Annotated in this window: 16 protein-coding genes and 1 tRNA gene; 16 read left to right on the top strand and 1 reads right to left on the bottom strand. The window is 59.0% G+C overall.

Annotated features, from left to right (window positions below):
* The first annotated feature begins 46 nt into the window (after positions 1-46).
* Positions 47-122 (top strand) — tRNA-His (locus N902_RS0101650).
* A 134-nt stretch (positions 123-256) separates the two neighbouring features.
* On the opposite strand, the gene selB is transcribed toward N902_RS0101650, so the two are convergent.
* The gene (gene selB / locus N902_RS0101655; protein WP_027369510.1) at positions 257-2161 is read right to left on the bottom strand and encodes a selenocysteine-specific translation elongation factor; all 1905 of its coding nucleotides are present in this window, start codon (positions 2159-2161) and stop codon (positions 257-259) included.
* A 323-nt stretch (positions 2162-2484) separates the two neighbouring features.
* On the opposite strand from selB, the gene fusA reads away from it, so the two are divergent.
* The 15 genes from fusA (at position 2485) to N902_RS0101730 (ending at position 17938) form a co-directional block, all read left to right on the top strand.
* A complete protein-coding gene (fusA, locus tag N902_RS0101660) occupies positions 2485-4551 on the top strand; it encodes an elongation factor G (RefSeq protein WP_027369511.1) in 2067 nt (688 codons plus the stop codon).
* A gap of 213 nt (positions 4552-4764) precedes the next feature.
* A complete protein-coding gene (locus N902_RS15910) occupies positions 4765-5517 on the top strand; it encodes a lysophospholipid acyltransferase family protein (RefSeq protein WP_051564087.1) in 753 nt (250 codons plus the stop codon).
* Positions 5496-7151, top strand: a complete 1656-nt coding sequence (locus N902_RS0101670; protein ID WP_027369512.1) for a ribonuclease J — start codon at positions 5496-5498, stop codon at positions 7149-7151. Before N902_RS15910 ends, N902_RS0101670 begins: the two co-directional genes overlap by 22 nt.
* A 71-nt stretch (positions 7152-7222) precedes the next feature.
* Positions 7223-7966: a fumarylacetoacetate hydrolase family protein gene (locus N902_RS0101675; RefSeq protein WP_027369513.1), complete on the top strand. Its 744-nt coding sequence runs from the start codon at positions 7223-7225 to the stop codon at positions 7964-7966.
* Between the two features lie 165 nt (positions 7967-8131).
* Entirely contained in the window at positions 8132-8935 is an 804-nt protein-coding gene (gene rpsB, locus N902_RS0101680; protein ID WP_027369514.1) for a 30S ribosomal protein S2, read from the top strand.
* A gap of 4 nt (positions 8936-8939) precedes the next feature.
* Entirely contained in the window at positions 8940-9548 is a 609-nt protein-coding gene (tsf, locus tag N902_RS0101685; protein WP_027369515.1) for a translation elongation factor Ts, read from the top strand.
* A 115-nt stretch (positions 9549-9663) separates the two neighbouring features.
* Entirely contained in the window at positions 9664-10380 is a 717-nt protein-coding gene (gene pyrH / locus N902_RS0101690) for a UMP kinase (RefSeq protein ID WP_027369516.1), read from the top strand.
* 17 nt (positions 10381-10397) lie between these two features.
* Positions 10398-10952, top strand: coding sequence for a ribosome recycling factor (gene frr, locus N902_RS0101695; protein WP_027369517.1), 555 nt, complete (start codon positions 10398-10400; stop codon positions 10950-10952).
* Between the two features lie 56 nt (positions 10953-11008).
* On the top strand, positions 11009-11668 hold the full coding sequence (gene uppS, locus N902_RS0101700) for a polyprenyl diphosphate synthase (protein ID WP_084287639.1): 660 nt from the start codon (positions 11009-11011) through the stop codon (positions 11666-11668).
* Complete coding sequence (locus tag N902_RS0101705; RefSeq protein WP_027369519.1) at positions 11665-12462, top strand: phosphatidate cytidylyltransferase; 798 nt, start codon at positions 11665-11667, stop codon at positions 12460-12462. Before uppS ends, N902_RS0101705 begins: the two co-directional genes overlap by 4 nt.
* Positions 12463-12525: 63 nt before the next feature.
* Positions 12526-13740 carry a 1-deoxy-D-xylulose-5-phosphate reductoisomerase gene (gene dxr / locus N902_RS0101710; RefSeq protein WP_027369520.1) on the top strand — a complete coding sequence of 405 codons (1215 nt, stop codon included), beginning with the start codon at positions 12526-12528 and terminating at the stop codon, positions 13738-13740.
* Positions 13737-14807: an RIP metalloprotease RseP gene (gene rseP / locus N902_RS0101715; protein WP_027369521.1), complete on the top strand. Its 1071-nt coding sequence runs from the start codon at positions 13737-13739 to the stop codon at positions 14805-14807. Before dxr ends, rseP begins: the two co-directional genes overlap by 4 nt.
* Before the next feature lie 31 nt (positions 14808-14838).
* Entirely contained in the window at positions 14839-15636 is a 798-nt protein-coding gene (tsaB, locus tag N902_RS15915) for a tRNA (adenosine(37)-N6)-threonylcarbamoyltransferase complex dimerization subunit type 1 TsaB (RefSeq protein ID WP_051564091.1), read from the top strand.
* Positions 15633-16214, top strand: coding sequence for a metal-dependent transcriptional regulator (locus N902_RS15920; RefSeq protein WP_051564093.1), 582 nt, complete (start codon positions 15633-15635; stop codon positions 16212-16214). The genes tsaB and N902_RS15920 overlap by 4 nt, the downstream gene beginning before the upstream one ends.
* A 32-nt stretch (positions 16215-16246) precedes the next feature.
* Positions 16247-17938, top strand: a complete 1692-nt coding sequence (locus tag N902_RS0101730) for a glutamine--tRNA ligase/YqeY domain fusion protein (protein WP_027369522.1) — start codon at positions 16247-16249, stop codon at positions 17936-17938.
* Positions 17939-18030 lie beyond the last annotated feature (92 nt).

Consider the following 18030-nt stretch of genomic DNA (forward strand, 5'->3'; position numbering starts at 1 on the left):
CTTGACCTCAGATAAAAGCTTTTGTATGAATACATCCTTCAGCTCGGTGGGTGTAGCTCAGTCGGCAGAGCACTTGGTTGTGGCCCAAGTGGTCGCGTGTTCAAGTCACGTCACCCACCCCATTTCAAAAGGCTTGCGATCTTCTCGCAAGCCTTTTTTACGCAAAGTAATCTTTACGCTTGACAGAATTATTCGGGTTCCCACATTCTCCTCTGACCTCTGACCTCTGACCTCTGACCTCTGACCTCTGACCACACTACCCCTTGCGCAGCTTGCGCACGTCTCCCACCCGCATGGTGATCTTCTGTTTGTCCAGATATTCCAGGAGGGGGATGCTGAACTTGCGGGACAGGCCGGTGAGCTCCTTGAAGTCCGTGGGACTCAAGCTCTCATGGGCGGCGAAGTGCTGTTCAACAAGCTTTCGCACATCTGCAACCGCCTGGGTGCTGAAGTACAGGCTGTCGTTGATCTTAACGATTTGGCCCTCTTCGATGAGCAGGCCCATGACATCCAGGACTTCTTTCTTGGAGACCTTGAGCTGTTCCAGTACAGCGTTCAAGTTCGGGGGCTGTATCCCGGCATCCTTGTACGTGCGCAGGAGATCCTCCTTGAGCCGGGACTGATCCGAAGCCAGAGAGATGCTGTGTTCGGGCAGACGGAGCACCTCTTTTTCCGAGACCAGGCTTTTCTGCTTCAGACAGCGCTCAAGCAGGAAATGCAGAAGCTTGGGGGGCAAACCCCGGCCCCATCCGGTGCTCAGCATGCCCCTGGAAACTCCGGCCTTCATCGGGTTTTTGCGGTGAAACTCCTGGACGTGCTCCATGAGGCCGGACTGCAAAGTGTCGATTATGTGCCGGGATACATAGCGCTGTTCTTCGCGGTCAAAGAGAAAGACGTGCTGCTTGGATGCCAGGTCCTGCAGGGTCCGCTCCAGCTTTTTAGACGGCATGGCGGTCAGCACGTGCAGCTCCGGTAAGGTCAGGCCCGCTGAGCCGGACCGGTGGAGATGGGTGAGCAGGACCTGGGACCGGTCATCGCTGTGCAGGGCCTGCAGGCTCTCCAAATCCTGGGAGCGGCGGCGGACCTTGATGCCCATGGGGCTTAAGACCTTGCCTCCGGCAATGGTTCTCAGCGGGGAGAAGGCGCGGATGACGAACCTGTCGTTGAAGACGCCGACCATGGGGTGAGGGAAACGGACTTGGGCCGGACAGCTTTCTCCCGGCTCCAGCTGGTCCCGGTCCAGGAGGTAGACCCGGGCCAGGGTCTCCTGAGTCCCGTGATGAAAGTGGATCTCCCGTCTGTGCTTGAGGGCTTTGGGAGCAGTGGACAAGAGGGTCAGCTCTACATCCCACAGGGTGGACGGAAAGAGGGTTCCGGGCTTGGCCAGGCACTCTCCGCGCTGCAGGTTCTCCACGTCCAGCCCGGCCAGATTCATGGCTGTCCGCTGCCCGGCATCTGCGGTTTCCACCGTCTCTCCGTGGACCTGCAGTCCCCGGACCTTGGTCTTGAGCCCTTGGGGGTAGACGGCAATGCTGTCCCCTACAGAAATCCGCCCATCGATAAGGGTCCCGGTGACCACTGTTCCGTGGCCGCGCATGGTGAACACCCGGTCAATGGGCAGACGGAAGATTTCAGAGGAGAGGGTTTGATTGCTTTTGGCCGCCAAGTCCTGCAGGGTTGTGGTCAGCTCTGGAATGCCCTGGCCTGTATGCGCCGATACCGGGATGATCGGGGCCTGGGCCAGGAAGGTGTCCGCCAGATAGTCCTGGACGTCCTCCTGGGCCAGCTCCAAGAGCTCAGGGTCCACGGTATCGACCTTGGTCAGAGCCACCACCCCTTCGCTGATGCCCAGCAGGGTGCATATCTCCAGATGTTCCCGGGTCTGGGGCATGATCCCCTCGTCAGCGGCCACTGTGAGCAGAACAAAATCAATCCCAGCCGCTCCGGCCACCATGTTTTTGACGAATTTTTCATGGCCCGGGACGTCAATGATTCCCACCCGCTGACCGTCAGGAAGGTCGAGAAAGGCAAAGCCCAGCTCAATGGTGATTCCCCGCTTCTTTTCATCCTTGAGCCGGTCGCAGTCAATGCCGCTCAAGGCCTTGATCAGGGTGGTCTTGCCGTGATCGATGTGTCCCGCTGTGCCCATGATGATCGGCATGATCTGTTCGTGCCCTCCTGTGCGCTTGCCAGAGACGTTGGCCGAAAGTCTGTCCAGCTCAGGCTAAAGCTGGTCTGGAAACCCCAGCCGGAAATGATATCCAACCCAGGATCGAAGCGCAATGCCTGCGTCCGGGCAAACAAAAGTTGCATGTCCCTTTCTTTTGGTATAAATTTATAATTTTCCTGTTAGGATATCGTTCGCATACCCTGCTCATTCAGGGTATGTGTTTAATAATCTGTTGACATATTGACAAAAGTTTCTGCGGGAAACATTCGCGGCGGCCTGGTTTGAACCCCAAATTCGGAGGAAGGGAGTACGCAATGGAGGACAGACTCAAACAGCAGCGAACCTTTGCCCTGGCCGGAAGCAGCGGTAGCGGCAAGACCTCCTTGGCCGAGATGTTCTTGTACAATGCCAAAGTGACCACCCGCCTGGGAAGCATTGATGCCGGGAACACAATTCTGGACTATGAGCCGGAGGAAACCAAGAAGGGCGGCAGCGTACAGCCGGCCTATGCAGTTTATTCCTGGAACAAGAATCGGCACTTCCTGATCGACAATCCCGGGGATACGAACTTTCTGGGCGAGTTTCCCTACCAGCTGGCGGCTGCGGACGGCGTGATCTATGTCGTCGATGCTGTGGACGGGGTCAAGGCCCAGGACAAAAAGCTGTGGAAAGATGTGCGGCAGGCCGGATTGCCGTCCATGGTGGTGATCAACAAGATGGACCGGGAGCGGGCCGACTTTGAGCAGGCCTACGCCGGGCTCTCCGATGTGCTCGGGGTCAAGCCGGTGCTCCTCTATCTGCCCATTGGCTCGGAGTCGAACTTCCAGGGCCTGGTGGATGTTTTGAACAACAAGGCCCTCATCTTCGATGCCGAAGGAAAAGTGAAAAGCCAGGATGTGCCTGAGGACTTGGCTTCGCGGGTGGCAGAGCTGTACGAGGCAGCAGTGGAAAATATCGCTGAAAGCGATGAAGAGCTGATGGAAAAGTATCTGGAAGAAGGGGAGCTTTCTGCTGCAGAGATCCAAGGCGGACTGCGCAAGGGCGTGATTCAGGGAGACGTTGTCCCGGTCTGTGTCGCTGCCGCAGCCGGGAACAAGGGTGGAGCCCAGATCTTGGACCAGATTCAGGACCTCCTGCCGTCACCGCTGGAACGGGAATCCTGGCAGGGTACGGACGGCAGCGAACGGGAGTCCTCGCTTGATGCCCCGCTGGCCTGCTTCGTGTTCAAGACTATAACCACCCCTTTCGGCGGACAGCTGAGCATGCTCCGGGTCCTGTCCGGGAAGGTGAGTTCGGATATCCATGTCTACAATCCGGTCAAGGACGCCAAGGAAAAGCTGGGGGCCCTGCAGTTCGTGGTGGGCAAGAAGCAGGACCCGTGCAAGGAAGAGGTCGGTCCCGGGGCCATCGTGGCTGTAGCCAAACTCAAAAGTACCGCCACCGGGGACACGATCTGCGGGGAGAAGGATTCCTTCATCCTGGACAAGCCGGCCCTGCCGCCACAGCTGTTGTCCTTCGCCCTGACCGGGGCCAACAAGGAAGATGAGGACAAGATGGTGGCCGCCATCCAGAAGCTCCTGGAAGAAGACACCAGCCTCAAGCTGGAGCACAATGAAGAAACCAGGGATATCCTGCTTTCCGGCATGGGGCAGCTGCATATTGAGACCGCGGTGGAAAAGGTCAGACGCAGGAACAAGGTGGAGGTCCAGCTGCACGCCCCCAAGATCCCATACCGGGAGACGATCAAGGCCTCGGCCGAGGTTCAGGGCAGATACAAGAAACAGACCGGTGGGCGAGGCCAGTTCGGGGATTGCTGGATCAAGCTTGAACCCCAGGAACGGGGGCAGGGATACGAGTTCGTCAACCAGATAGTGGGCGGGGTGATCCCCAAGACCTTTATCCCGGCCGTGGATCAGGGAATTCAGGAGGCGGCCCAGAAAGGGGTCGTGGCCGGGTATCCGGTGGTCGATTTCAAGGTGACTCTGTTCGACGGCTCCTATCACAGCGTGGATTCTTCAGAGATGGCCTTCAAGATAGCCGGCTCCATGGCTTTCAAGAAGGCGGCGGAGAAGACGGGCGTGACCCTGCTGGAGCCGGTGATGAAGATGTCCATCTCTGTTCCGGATGAATACATGGGGGACATTATCGGCGATCTGTCCAGCCGCAGAGGGAAGGTCCTGGGGTATGAATCGAACCAGGGAATCACTGAGATCAACGCCCAGGTCCCAATGGCCGAAATCCTGCGCTATGCCCCGGATCTTCGGGCCATGACCGGCGGACAGGGCCTGTTTACCATGGAATTCGATCACTACGCAGAGTGCCCGCCCAATATCCAGGAAAAAATACTGGAGGAAAAGCAGGCCCAGGCCGAGAATGCCTGAGCTGATGGCAATGTACCTGGACCCTCGAAATGCGGGGCGTTTTGGTTCAGGTGAGAGCAAGTCTCAAGAAAGCCCAGAGAGGGTGGTGGCGGATGCGTGGTTCTGAAGTCAAACCGGAGGCGGATCAGTTCAAAGATGATACTTTCCGGTCGTAGAGAAGCAAAGCATTGAAGCCGCCTGCGGGCGGCTTATTCTTTTTCTGCGGTGGATTTTATGCACTCCCTGGCGTATTTGATCAAAAATGTTTTCTTTCTGCCCGCGGCTCTGTTGACGACGGTCCTGATCTCCGCGGCGGTGATTGTTCTGGCCCGTTTCCCTGGGACATCGGGCCTGCTGCAGCGGCTGGAGAAGCTGTGGGCGCATACCGTGGTCCGGGCCGCAGGTCTGGATATCCAGACCGATATGGCCGAGCTGGAGCACGGGGCTGTGTACCTGTTTGTGGCCAATCATCAGAGCCTGCTGGACATCCCCATATTGCTCAGTCTTTTAAGCCCCTGGTATCCCCGGTTTGTGGCCAAGAAGTCGCTGTTCACCATCCCGCTGTTCGGGCCAGGCATGGGCAGGACCGGCCATCTCGGGGTGGACCGGGAGAACAGCAGGCAAGGGATGCGGGATATGCAGGAGGCGGTGCAGCGTCTGCAACAGGGACAATCCCTGGTCATCTTCCCCGAAGGCACCCGGGGACGGGCGGAAGAGGGGCTGCAGGATTTTCATGTCGGAGCCCTGGTTATTGCCCTGAAGGCCAAGGTTCCGGTGGTCCCGGTGCTGATCACCGGTTCGGGCCGGGTGATGCCCAAGGGGAGGTTTAGCCTGCATCCCGGAGCGGTCCGGGTCCGGGCCCTGTCTCCCCGGCAGATGCCGCAGGAAGCAACTCTTAAAGATCGAAACAGACTGAAAGCCGCCTTGTGGGCGGAGATGGATACAACACTTACGGAGATGGAACAATGGACAAGGAAAAAAAGCTGACCCTGTATCCCATAGGCGGGCTGGGGGAGATCGGCATGAACTGCCTGCTCCTGGAGACTGCGCAATCCGCTGTGCTCATTGACTGCGGGCTGATGTTTCCGGACGACTTTCATTATGGGGTGGATGTTGTCATTCCCCGCCTGGACTTTATTTTGGAAAAGAAAGACAAGCTGCGGGCCATTATCCTGACCCACGGCCATGAGGACCATATCGGGGCCCTGCCCTGGATCCTGCCGGACGTCGAGGTGCCGGTCTACGGATCCGACTTCACCCTGGCCCTGGTGAACAACAAACTGCGGGAACACGCCCTGCAGGATAAAGTGACCCTGCAGCCGGTTCAGCCCAGAGAGACCGTACTCATAAACGACCTCTCCTTCCAGTTCTTTCCGGTCTGCCACTCCATTATCCAGGGCTACGCCCTGGGGATTGAAACCCCGGTGGGACGAGTTGTCCACTCCGGGGACTTTAAGATCGACCGCAATCCTCTTGGAGGGCATTACACCGACCTGGAGGGGCTGTCCGAGTTCTCCAGCTCCGGCGTCGAGCTCATGTTCTCGGATTCGACCAATGTAGAGCGGGACGGATTCGCCTTGACCGAAAAGGAGGTCAAGACCAGCCTGCTGGAGGTCTTTCAGAAAGCAGAGGGCCGCATTCTGGTCACCCTGTTTTCCAGTCACATTCAGCGCATTCAAGAGATCTACGACCTGGCCACCCAGTTCGGCCGGACTATGGCGGTCAGCGGCAAAAGCCTGAGCACGAATATCGAGATAGCCAGAGGGCTTGGATACCTGAACTTTTCGGACCAGAGTTATGTGGATCCGGAGAATATCGGCGACTTGCCCGACGAGAAGGTCGTGCTCCTGGTGACCGGTTCCCAGGGGGAGCCCATGTCGGCCATGACCCGTCTGGCCGAGGGGTCCCACCGTCAGCTGAGCATCCATTCCGGGGATACGGTCATCATGTCCTCCAGGTTCATTCCCGGCAATACCAAGGCCATCAACAAGGTCATCAACCGGCTGTACAAGCTGGGGGCGGATGTGGTGTATGAAAAGGTCCAGGCGGTCCACGCCTCCGGGCACGCCCACAGGGAAGAGCTCAAGCTCATGCTGGACACGGTCAAGCCCAAGTTCTTCGTCCCGGTGCACGGGGAATACCGGCATCTGGTCAAGCACTCGGATCTGGCCCAGGCCTGCGGGGTTGCCCCGGAACGGTCCCTGGTCCTGGAGGATGGGCAGCCGGTTACCCTTCTGGAGCATGGAATCCGCTATGAGGAGGAGTTCTCGGCCCGTTCCGTGCTGGTGGACGGCAAGGGGGTCGGCGACGTGGGCAGCACGATCCTCAAGGAGCGCCAGCTCTTGGCTGACGAGGGCATGGTTGTGGTGGTCATGGTCCTGGACGCCGAAAGCGGATCCATCGTCATGGGCCCCCGGCTGGAGTCCAAGGGATTCATCTTTGAGCAGCAGTATGCCCATATCCTGACCGAAGCGGAAGCAATCATCATGGACGTCTATGAAAAGATCCCGGCCGGAGCGTGGAAAAAGCTGCGGGACAGGACCAAGTCAGCCCTGCGCAGATATTTCCGCAAGGCCCTGGGACGGGATCCGGTGATTGTCCCGGTGATTATCAAGATATAGGACTCAGGGCAGACGCACAGGCAGACACAGCGGTCCCCAGTGTGCAGGCCGTATGCCGAGGAGAAAAGACTATGTTCATGACCAGAGTTGACTACCAGGGGCGGGCTTACTGGGCCGAATGCAGAGACGACCAGGCGGTTCTGGTGGACTGGAACCTGAAGGAGCTGGCCCGTGTCTCCCGCCAGGACGTGTTCGCCCGGCCCCTGCTCCACCCGGGCAAGGTAGTCTGTGTGGGATTGAACTATTATGCCCATGCCCGGGAAATGGATATGGCTCTGCCGGAAGAGCCCCTGCTTTTTTTCAAACCGGGATCTGCGGTCATAGATCACGGTCAGCCCATTCGGCTGCCGGCCCATTCGGCAGAGGTTCATTACGAGGGAGAACTGGCGGTGGTCATCGGTCGGCTGTGCCGGAATGTCCCGGAAGCACAAGCAGGGGGATATGTCCTCGGCTATACCTGCGCCAATGACGTCACGGCCAGGGATCTGCAGCGCAAAGACGGACTGTATGCCCGGGCCAAGGGCTTCGACACCTTTTGTCCTCTGGGGCCGGGGATCGAGACCGATATTGAGCCCTTTGCAGATGCTGCCATCAGGACCACAGTCAACGGAGGTGAGGTTCAGTCCGGACGGACCTCGGATATGATTGTCTCTCCTCTGGCCCTGGTCAGTTTCATCTCCCGGGTCATGACCCTGCATCCGGGAGACGTGGTCCTGACCGGCACCCCTCCCGGAGTAGGGCGGATCCAGCCCGGAGACAGAGTCTGCGTGGAGGTTGAAGGTCTCGGGAGCCTGTGCAACCCGGTGCTCGGATAGGGCGGATCCTGCCTCTTGTCAGGAGATCATTTTTGATTTACGTATTTTCCCTTCGTCTGAGAAAACCCACACACTTCAGAGCGACCCTGGGGTCCTGATCCGCCGGGTGCGGCGGCAGGTTACGGGTCCGGCTGGAGTGGAGGAAACACAACCCAAGGAGAATGTATGGGCTACATCGGTATGAAAGAGATGCTGGAGACCGGGGTGCATTTCGGGCACCAGACACGGCGGTGGAACCCGAAAATGCGGCCTTTCATCTTTGGAGCCCGCAAGGGAATCCACATCATTGACCTGCAGCAGACCATCCCCCTGTTCAACAGGGCCTATGAGTTCATAGTCGACGTGGTCGCCAACAAGGGCAAGGTCCTGTTTGTAGGCACCAAGCGCCAGGCCCAGGACATCATCCAGGAAGAGGCCTCCAGGGCCGGCATGTACTACATCACGCATCGCTGGATGGGCGGGACCCTGACCAACTTTAAGACCATCAAGCACAGCATCGACCGTTTTAAACGCCTGGAGAGCATGTTTGAGGACGGGACCATCAACCGGTTCCCGAAGAAAGAAATTGTGGGCATGCAGCGGGAGCTGACCAAGCTGCGGGATACCCTGGGCGGGATCAAGGAAATGAACGAATATCCGCAGGCTGGCTTTATCGTCGATCCCAAGCGGGAAGATATCGCGGTTCAGGAGTTTCGCCGTTTGGGCATCCCGATTGTGGCCATAACGGACACCAACTGCGATCCGGACCTTATCGACTATATCATTCCGGGCAACGACGATGCCATTCGGGCCATCAAGCTGTTCACCTCCCGGATTGCCGAGGCCTGTCTGGAAGGCCAGGCCAGGCAGGATGAGGCGACTCAGGAAGAGGTCCAGGCAGCCCAGCAGCAGGCGGAGGCCGAAATGGTGGATGCCCAGGCGGCGACCGAGAGCAATGAATCCGAGAAAGCCAGCGCAGAGGAGGAATAGATAGATGGAGATCACAGCCAAGATGGTCAAGGAGCTCCGGGAAAAGACAGGGGCCGGAATGATGGACTGCAAGAAGGCCTTGCAGGAATCGGACGGGGATGAGCAGAAGGCAGTATCCTGGCTGCGGGAAAAGGGGTTGTCCAAGGCGCAGAAGCGGGCCGGACGATCGGCCTCGGAAGGATTCATCGGTTCATATGTCCATGCCAACGGCAAGATCGGGGTCTTGGTCGAACTCAACTGTGAGACCGATTTTGTGGCCAAAAGCGACAAGTTTCAGGAACTGGCCAAGAACCTGTCCATGCAGATTGCAGCGGCCAACCCGGTCTGTGTCCGGCCGGAGGACCTGCCTCAGGAGTATATAGAGCAGGAAAAGGAGATCTACGCCAAGCAGGCCCGGGCGGACGGAAAGCCGGAGCATGTGGTGGAAAAGATCGTCGAGGGCCGGGTCAACAAGTACTACAAAGAGGTCTGCCTCCTGGAACAGCCCTATATCAAAGACGATTCCATTGCGGTCAAGGACCTGATCAATGAGCTGGTCGCGGTTCTGGGAGAAAAGGTCGAGGTGAACCGATTTGTGCGCATGGAAGTCGGGGAGACGCATTCCGAAGAATAATTTGAAAAAAAAAACGGGCCCTGGGCCCGTTTTTTGGTTCAGTACCCGGATCGGGACCAAGGAGGGCGGCATGCCCCCGTGATCCCGCCAACCCAAGCATACTGATGGGGAGTGCATGAGCGAGCTTACGTATCAGCGCGTCCTGCTCAAGCTCAGCGGAGAGGCCTTGGCCGGTTCCCGTTCCTTGGGCATTGACATGAACAGCATCGATGCCTTTTGCCAGGATCTGGCCGAAGTTGTCGGCATGGGCCTTGAGGTGGCATTGGTTATCGGGGGCGGGAATATCTTCCGCGGGGTCTCCTCGTCTGCCGCCGGCATGGACCGGGCGTCGGCGGACTATATGGGCATGCTGGCCACAGTGATCAATGGATTGGCCCTGCAGGACAGCCTGGAAAAGCAGGGGTTGACCACCCGGCTGATGACCGCCATCAGGATGCAGGAGGTGGCCGAACCATACATCCGGCGCCGGGCGATACGGCACCTGGAAAAGAAACGGGTGGTTATCTGTGCCGCAGGAACTGGGAATCCCTATTTCACCACTGATACCGCCGCATCCCTGCGGGCCATGGAGCTCAAAGCACAGGCCCTGATGAAGGCGACCAGGGTGCCCGGGGTCTATGACACCAATCCGGAAGATAATCCGAATGCGAGGCTGTATACCCGGCTCAGCTACCTGGACGTCCTGCAGCAGGGGCTGAAGGTCATGGATTCAGCAGCTATTTCCCTGTGCATGGACAACAATATGCCCATCGTCGTATTCAATCTGCTGGAGCGGCACAATATCATGCGAGTTGCCTGCGGGGAGAATGTGGGGACTGTTGTGCACGGGTGAACAAGGAGGTGAGAAGCATGGATGACGTTTTCAAGGACTGCAAGCAGCGGATGCAGAAAGCGTTGGATACCCTGAAGAAGGACTTCAGCAAGCTGCGCACCGGGAGGGCGTCGACAACCCTGGTGGAAGACATTGTGGTGGACTATTACAACACGCCCACTCCTTTGAATCAATTGGCCTCCATTTCCATCCCCGACAGCCGGACAATTACCATCCAGCCCTGGGACCGGAACAGCTTTTCGGATGTGGAAAAGGCCATTATGAAGTCTGATCTTGGGCTGAATCCAATCAACGACGGCAAGGTGATCCGCATTTCCATTCCCCCGCTGACTGAAGAACGGAGGAAGGATCTGGTCAAGGTTGCCAAGAAGAACACTGAAGACGCCAAGATAGCGATCCGCAACGTGCGCCGGGATGAAAACGAGACCTTGAAAAAGCGGAAGAACGAGAAGTCGATTACTGAAGACGATCAGCACAAGGGGCAGGAGAAGATTCAGGAGTTGACGGATTCTTTTACCGCCAAGGCTGATGAGCTTTTGGCGGACAAAGAAAAGGAGATCATGGAGATTTGACTGCACCTTCCCAGGCAGATCCTCAAAGCCCCCCGGTCACGCATTTGGCCGTTATCATGGACGGCAACGGACGGTGGGCCAAGGAGCGCGGGCTGCCGAGGAGCGCCGGGCATCAGGCCGGGGCCGACACGGCGCAAGACATCGTTACATCCTGCCGCAAACTGAATATCTCGGTACTGACCCTGTATGCCTTTTCTATGGAGAACTGGACCCGCCCCAAGGAAGAGGTCCAGTTCCTCTTCGATCTCCTTATCCGTTTCTTGCGCCGGGAGCAAAAAAAGCTGGTGGACAACTCCATCCGGCTGAATGTCATCGGCGACTGGCAGAAATTCTCTTTTCCGGTGCGCAAAGCCATCGGTCAAACCCTGGAGCGAACGGCTCACTGCGACCAGATGACCCTGAATCTGGCCCTGAACTATTCGGGACGGGAAGAGATCCTCAAGGCCTGCCGCAGCCTTGCGGCCAGCGGCGTACCTGAGGAGGAGATAACAGAAGAGGCCTTCCGCGGACATCTGTACACCGCCGGTCAGCCCGATCCCGATCTGATCATCCGGACCAGCGGCGAGCTCCGGCTGAGCAATTATCTCATCTTTCAGGCAGCGTATTCTGAGTTCTACTTTACAAAGACGCTGTGGCCGGACTTCTCTGAGCAGGAGCTGCATGCCGCCCTGGAGGATTACAGGCAGCGCAGCCGCAGATTTGGAGGCATAGAGTGAGTCTGAGCAGCCACCAACAGCGCGTGGTGACCGGAACAGTCCTGATCGCCCTTCTCGCCGGGGTGATCTTTTCCGGCTCCACTTTGGTCCAGGCGGCGGTTGTGGTTGTCTTAAGCTGTGCGGCCCTGACTGAGTTCTGGTCCATGGTCTGGACCGAGGGCAAGAAGGGGATGCAAGCCATGGGCCTGGTCCTGTCCGTGCCGGTGGTTGTACTCCCTCAAGCTGGCGTCGGTGCTGGCGGCCTTTTGCCGGCATGCCTCTGGATCGTTGGTTTGGTCTATGTCTTCGGAGGACGCCTGAGCAGGGATATGAGCCTGACCGACGCGGCCCTGCTCTTCTTCGGGCTGGTCTACATTCCGTTCATTCTGCAGTTTTTGATTTCCCTGACTACAGTGGAGCAGGTTTATGTCCTGGCTGCTGTCTTTGGTGCGGATACAGCCGCCTTCTACGGTGGCTCCAAGTGGGGACGCCGGAAGCTGTGTCCCAGCATCAGCCCCAAGAAAACCTGGATGGGGTTCGGTTCCGGGCTTGCGGCGTGCGTTGCGGTCAGCCTGATCTGGGGCCTGATCTGGGGGCAGGCGGGATGGGCAGTGTGGTTCGGGGTGGGGACTGCGTTGTGCGTGGGCGCCCAGGCCGGCGATCTGTTCGAGTCCGCTGTGAAGCGAGAGCTCAAGGTCAAGGATTCCGGGGTGCTCTTGCCCGGACACGGCGGTGTGCTGGACCGGATCGACAGCCTTTTGCTGGCTCTTCCTGTATACATGGCCATTACATGGGTGTATCCTCTTTTTGGCTAGCCTCTGGCTTAAGGCCGTAGGCCATAGTCACAGTTTTCAAACCCGAACAGCATGAGCCGGGGTATGCTGCAGTATATTTCCTCACTCCAGACAGCCTCACGTCTGCCAGAATCGGGGAGGAACCTGGTCGTTCTGGGCAGCACGGGATCCATAGGTCAAAACGTCCTGCGCATTGTGCGCAACCACCCGGATTGCCTGGGGGTCACCGGCCTGGCCGGGGGGGAGAACGTCAATCTGCTGGCCGCCCAGGCCACTGAATTCCGGCCGCCGGTGCTGGGGATCAAGACCCAAGCTCTGGCTGAAGAGCTCCGCGGGCTGCTTCCGGCCGACTACAAGCCGGAGATCCGCTGCGGAGAAGACGGGTTTGCAGATATGGCCTCCCTGGCGGAGGCGGATATTGTGGTCTCTTCTCAGGTCGGCGCGGCCGGTCTGGCCCCGACCCTGGCCGCGGTCAAGGCGGGAAAGGTGGTTGCCCTGGCCAACAAGGAGTCCCTGGTCCTGGCCGGCCCCTTGCTGCGCAGCGCGTGCGCATCCAGCGGGGCATGCATATTGCCGGTTGATTCGGAGCACAACGCCCTGTTTCAAGGCCTGCTCGGACATTGTGATCGAGAAGTGAGGACCCTGATCCTGACCGCTTCAGGCGGGCCTTTCCGCAGGGCGGACAAGAAATTCCTGGACCAGGTCACCCCGGAGCAGGCCCTGGCCCATCCCAACTGGTCCATGGGGGCCAAGATCAGCGTTGACTCGGCGAGCATGATGAATAAGGGCCTGGAGATCATCGAGGCCCATTATCTCTTTGGGCTGCCCCTGGAGAATATCGATGTCGTGGTCCATCCGGAAAGCATTGTCCACTCCATGGTCGAATATCAGGACGGCTCGGTTCTGAGCCACATGGGCATCCCGGACATGCGCATTCCCATAGCCTTTTGCCTCAGCTATCCCCGGCGGCTGGCTCTGGATTTGCCCCGCCTGGACCTGACGGGTATGCGGCAGCTGACCTTTTATCAGCCGGATGAAGAGTTGTTTCCGGCCTTGACCCTGGCCAAGTCGGCCCTGACGGCCGGCCCCAGCCATCCGGTCGTTTTGAATGCCGCCAATGAGGTAGCGGTGGAGCTTTTTCTGGCCAAACGCATTGCCTTCCCGGACATTCCGGTTCTGGCTGAAGAGGCATTGGCCCGGCATCAGGGGTTTGATCCCTCAGGTCTGGACGACATCCGGGCTCTTGATGCCGACGCCAGGGACTTTGTCCGGAATTACAAGCCTACGGTGCACGTATGATCAATGCCATAGCCATTCTGCTGGTCATTGGGGCCCTGATCTTTTTTCACGAGATGGGCCATTTCCTGGTCGCCAAGGGATTCCGGATCGGGGTGAAGACCTTTTCCCTCGGCTTTGGCCCCAAGCTGGCCGGGTTTCAGTGGGGCAAGACCGGATATCGCCTTTCAGCCGTCCCCTTGGGGGGGTATGTGCAGCTGGTCGGGGAGAGCCCGGAGGCGGACATCCCGGAGGAATTTAGCTCTGATGAGAGCTTTGCCCTTCGTCCCCCGTGGCAGCGGATGCTGGTTGTAGCCGCCGGCCCGATCTTCAACTTTCTCCTCGCGGTCCTGTTGTATTTTCTGATTTTCTTTTTTGCCGGCCAGCAGGCCCTGCTCCCTGTGGTGGGGCAGGTCCAGGAGGAGACCCCTGCGGCCCGGGCCGGACTGCAGGCCGGGGATCGGATCGTGGCGGTCAACGGCCAGGAGGTTACCTACTGGTCGGACTTGGCCGGGAGGATTCAGAACAACCGCGGAGAACGCCTCCGCCTGCAGGTGGATCGCGGAGATCAGCTCCTGAAGATCGCCCTTGTCCCTGATATTCAGACAACGGAAAACATTTTCGGAGAGAAGATCCAGGTCCCGCGAATAGGGATAGTGGCAGCCAAGGAGACGGTGCACATCCCCCTGGGCTTCTGGGAATCCCTGCAGAGCGGAACCTTGCAGACGTGGGAAGTAATCAAGCTCACGGTGCAGGGGATCATCAAGATTATTGAACGCATTGTGCCGTTGGAGACCATCGGCGGGCCGATCATGATCGCCCAGCTGGTCAGCCAGCAGGCAGAGCAGGGACTGGTGGATGTGGTGGCCCTGACCGCCCTGATAAGCGTCAATCTGGGACTGCTCAACCTGCTGCCCATCCCGGTTCTGGACGGCGGGCATCTCCTGTTCTATGCCCTGGAGACCGTCATCGGCCGGCCCCTGGATCCCAAGGTGCAGGCCATGGCCATGCGTATCGGGCTGAGCCTGCTCATCGCCCTTATGGCCCTGGCCGTCTATAATGATATCTATCGGATCCTGCATACCCAATAGCCCGCCGCGGTTACCACCCGGATACGAAAGCATGCATACAGACGATAGGCCGGCCCTGGCCATAAACACCGCCGAGAACCGGCTCCAGGTGGTGGTCGGTACCTGGAACAGGCTGCTCTGGGCCCAGACAGCCGAGGTTCAAGCCCGGACCATGCAGATTCTGCCCCCGGGACTGGAGTCCTGCCTGAGCCAGTTGCGGTTGCGGCTCGCAGACCTGGACCGGGTGGCCATAGTCCGCGGTCCCGGGACATTTACCGGGATACGGGTCGGACTGGCCTTTGCTCTGGGCCTGGCCAGGGGCGGAGGACTTCTCCTGGCCGGTCTGGACTATCTGAGCCTCCTGGCCCAGGGGCCGGCTCCACTGATGCAAGGATCTGTGTGGGTCTGCACCCACGCCCGCCAGAATCTGGTCAATATTCAGGCCTTTTCCGCCCCCGAAGGAAGTGCTTTGACCCCGGCACGGTGCGTACACAGGGAAAAGGCAGTCCAGGCCATACTGGCTCAAGATGAGGGAAGGGCCTGTGTCCTGGGCAGCGGAATCCGAGCACATGCCCAATGGTGGAGGACCCAGCTGCGGCATGTGCATCTGCTGGACCCCATTTGGGACCATCCCCGTCCGGAGGTCCTGCTTCGGGCGGCCTGGGAGGCGCATTCCAGCCGGGAATGTGTCCTGCCCGCCTACCTGCGTCCATCCGACGCTGAAATGCAGCTGGAGCATATTGCCCGGGAACGGGGCGTTGATCCCAACCTGGCCAGAGAAGCCATTCCCGAGTTCGAGGCCGGTCCCCGGGAGATGACCCAGATGCCGACGGCTGGGGGGGAACCATGAGCAAGAACATCCAGTCCGGGGTTCCGGAGCTGACCTCCAATCTGGAGGATTACCTGGAGGTCATCTTTCTTCTGGAGCAAGAACAAAAATCTGCCAGGGCCAAGGATATCGCCGATCGGCTCGGCGTACAGCGGGCTTCAGTGACCGGGGCCCTGCAGAGCCTGTCTCAGAAGGGCCTGATCAACTACCATCCGTACAGCTCGGTCACCCTCACCGAGCTGGGGCTGGCCATGGCCGAGCAGATCGATCATCGGCACAAAGTGCTGACCGATTTTCTGGGCCGCTTTCTGCAACTGCCCCCGGAAGTGGCCGAGGCCAATGCCTGCCGGTTGGAGCATCATATCGATGACCAGGCCCTGGAACGGCTGATCGCTTTTGTCCGTTTTGTTCAGCACTGCCCGCGCACTGGTCCGGATTGGATGCAGGCCTTTACCCGGCTGTGCAGAGAAAGCGGGAAGTGCATGAACTGCGGACCGTGCATCGAGCAGTGTCTGAAAACCTGGCAGGAGCGGCAGCAGACCGCTCCTGACTCCGGGGGAATGCAGGACACTGGATTGGAGCCTGCAGAGCCGGAATGAATACGAAATCCTGAGGTGTAGGGAGCCAGAGCATGCCGGAGAAGAACGTCCCGTCCAACTTTATCCGAACCATTGTCCAGGAAGATGTGCTGAACAATACGCATCAGGGCCGGGTGGTGACCCGGTTTCCGCCGGAACCCAACGGATATCTGCACATCGGCCATGCGAAGTCGATCTGCCTCAACTTTGGGTTGGCCCACGAGTTCGGCGGCCGGTGTCACTTGCGCTTTGACGACACCAATCCCTTGAAGGAAGAAGACGTGTACGTACAATCCATTCAAGAGGATGTGCGCTGGCTGGGATATGATTGGGGGCGGCATCTGTATTTCGCTTCCGACTATTTCGATCAGCTCTGGGAGCTGGCTCTGGAGCTGATCCGCAGGGAAAAGGCCTATGTGTGCAGCTTGAGCCCGGAAGAGATCAGACAGTACCGGGGGACCCTGACGGAACCCGGACAAGACAGCCCGTACCGGACCCGATCCGTGGAGGCGAACCTGGATCTGATCCACCGGATGCGGGCCGGGGAGTTTACAGATGGCCAGCACGTCCTGCGGGCCAAGATCGATATGGGGCATTCCAACCTGAACATGCGGGATCCGGTGATTTACCGGATCATGCACGCCCGGCATCATCGAACCGGAGACACTTGGTGCATCTATCCCACCTATGACTTCGCCCATGGGCTTTCAGACGCCATTGAAGGGATTACCCACTCCTTGTGTACCACGGAGTTTGAAGACCACCGCCCGTTGTACGACTGGTTTTTGGACAACCTTCCGGTCCCGGCCCGGCCCAGGCAGTACGAATTCGCCAGGATGAACCTGAATTATACGGTTTTGAGCAAACGCCGGCTCATCCGTCTTGTGCAGGAAGGGGTGGTCCAGGGCTGGGACGATCCGCGCCTGCCGACGATCTCCGGACTGCGCCGTCGGGGGATTCCGCCTGCGGCGATCCGCCGTTTTTGCGAGCTCATCGGCGTGGGCAAGAGCGAAAGCACTGTGGATATGGCTGTTTTGGAGCATGCGGTCCGGGACGAGCTGAACACTACAGCCCCGCGGGTTATGGGGGTCCTGGACCCGGTCAAGCTGGTGATTGTCAACTATCCGCAGGAGCAGGAGGAGGAGCTGGAGGCGGTGAACAACCCGGAGGACGAGTCAATGGGAACCCGCATGGTTCCCTTTTGCCGGGAGCTGTATATAGAGCGGGACGATTTCCGGGAAGATCCTCCGCGCAAGTTCTTCCGGCTGGCCCCGGGACGGGAGGTTCGGCTGCGCTACGCCTATTTCGTCACCTGCGTGGAGGTCATTAAGGACGCAGAGGGGCGAATCCAGGAGATCCACTGCACATATGACCCACAGACCCGGGGAGGGGGCGCCCCGGACGGACGCAAGGTCAAGGGAACCCTGCACTGGGTGTCTGCCCGGCACTGCCTGCGGGCCACAATCAATCTCTACGACCGGCTGTTCATGGTGCCTGATCCCACAGCGGAGGAAAAAAAGGGAGGGGATTTCATGGACCAGCTCAACCCCGATTCCTTGACCGTGCTCCGGGAAAGACCGGTTGAGCCCCACCTGGGATCCGCCGCAGCCGAAGAACGCTATCAACTGGAGCGCAAAGGGTACTTCAGTGTGGACCCAGACTCCGGTCCGGAGGAACTGATCCTCAACCGGACGGTCACCCTGCGCGATACCTGGGCCAAGCTGGAGAAGCGGCACAAGGGATAGGCTGCTGCTGCGGCTTGTGCTGGAGGGAAGAATCTGCTAGCGGTGCGAGGTGTTTTCTGGCTTATACGGGCATAAACAGCTACCAAGGAAGG

The sequence above is a fragment of the Desulfovermiculus halophilus DSM 18834 genome (assembly GCF_000620765.1).
Classification (GTDB): Bacteria; Desulfobacterota; Desulfovibrionia; order Desulfovibrionales; family Desulfothermaceae; genus Desulfovermiculus; species Desulfovermiculus halophilus.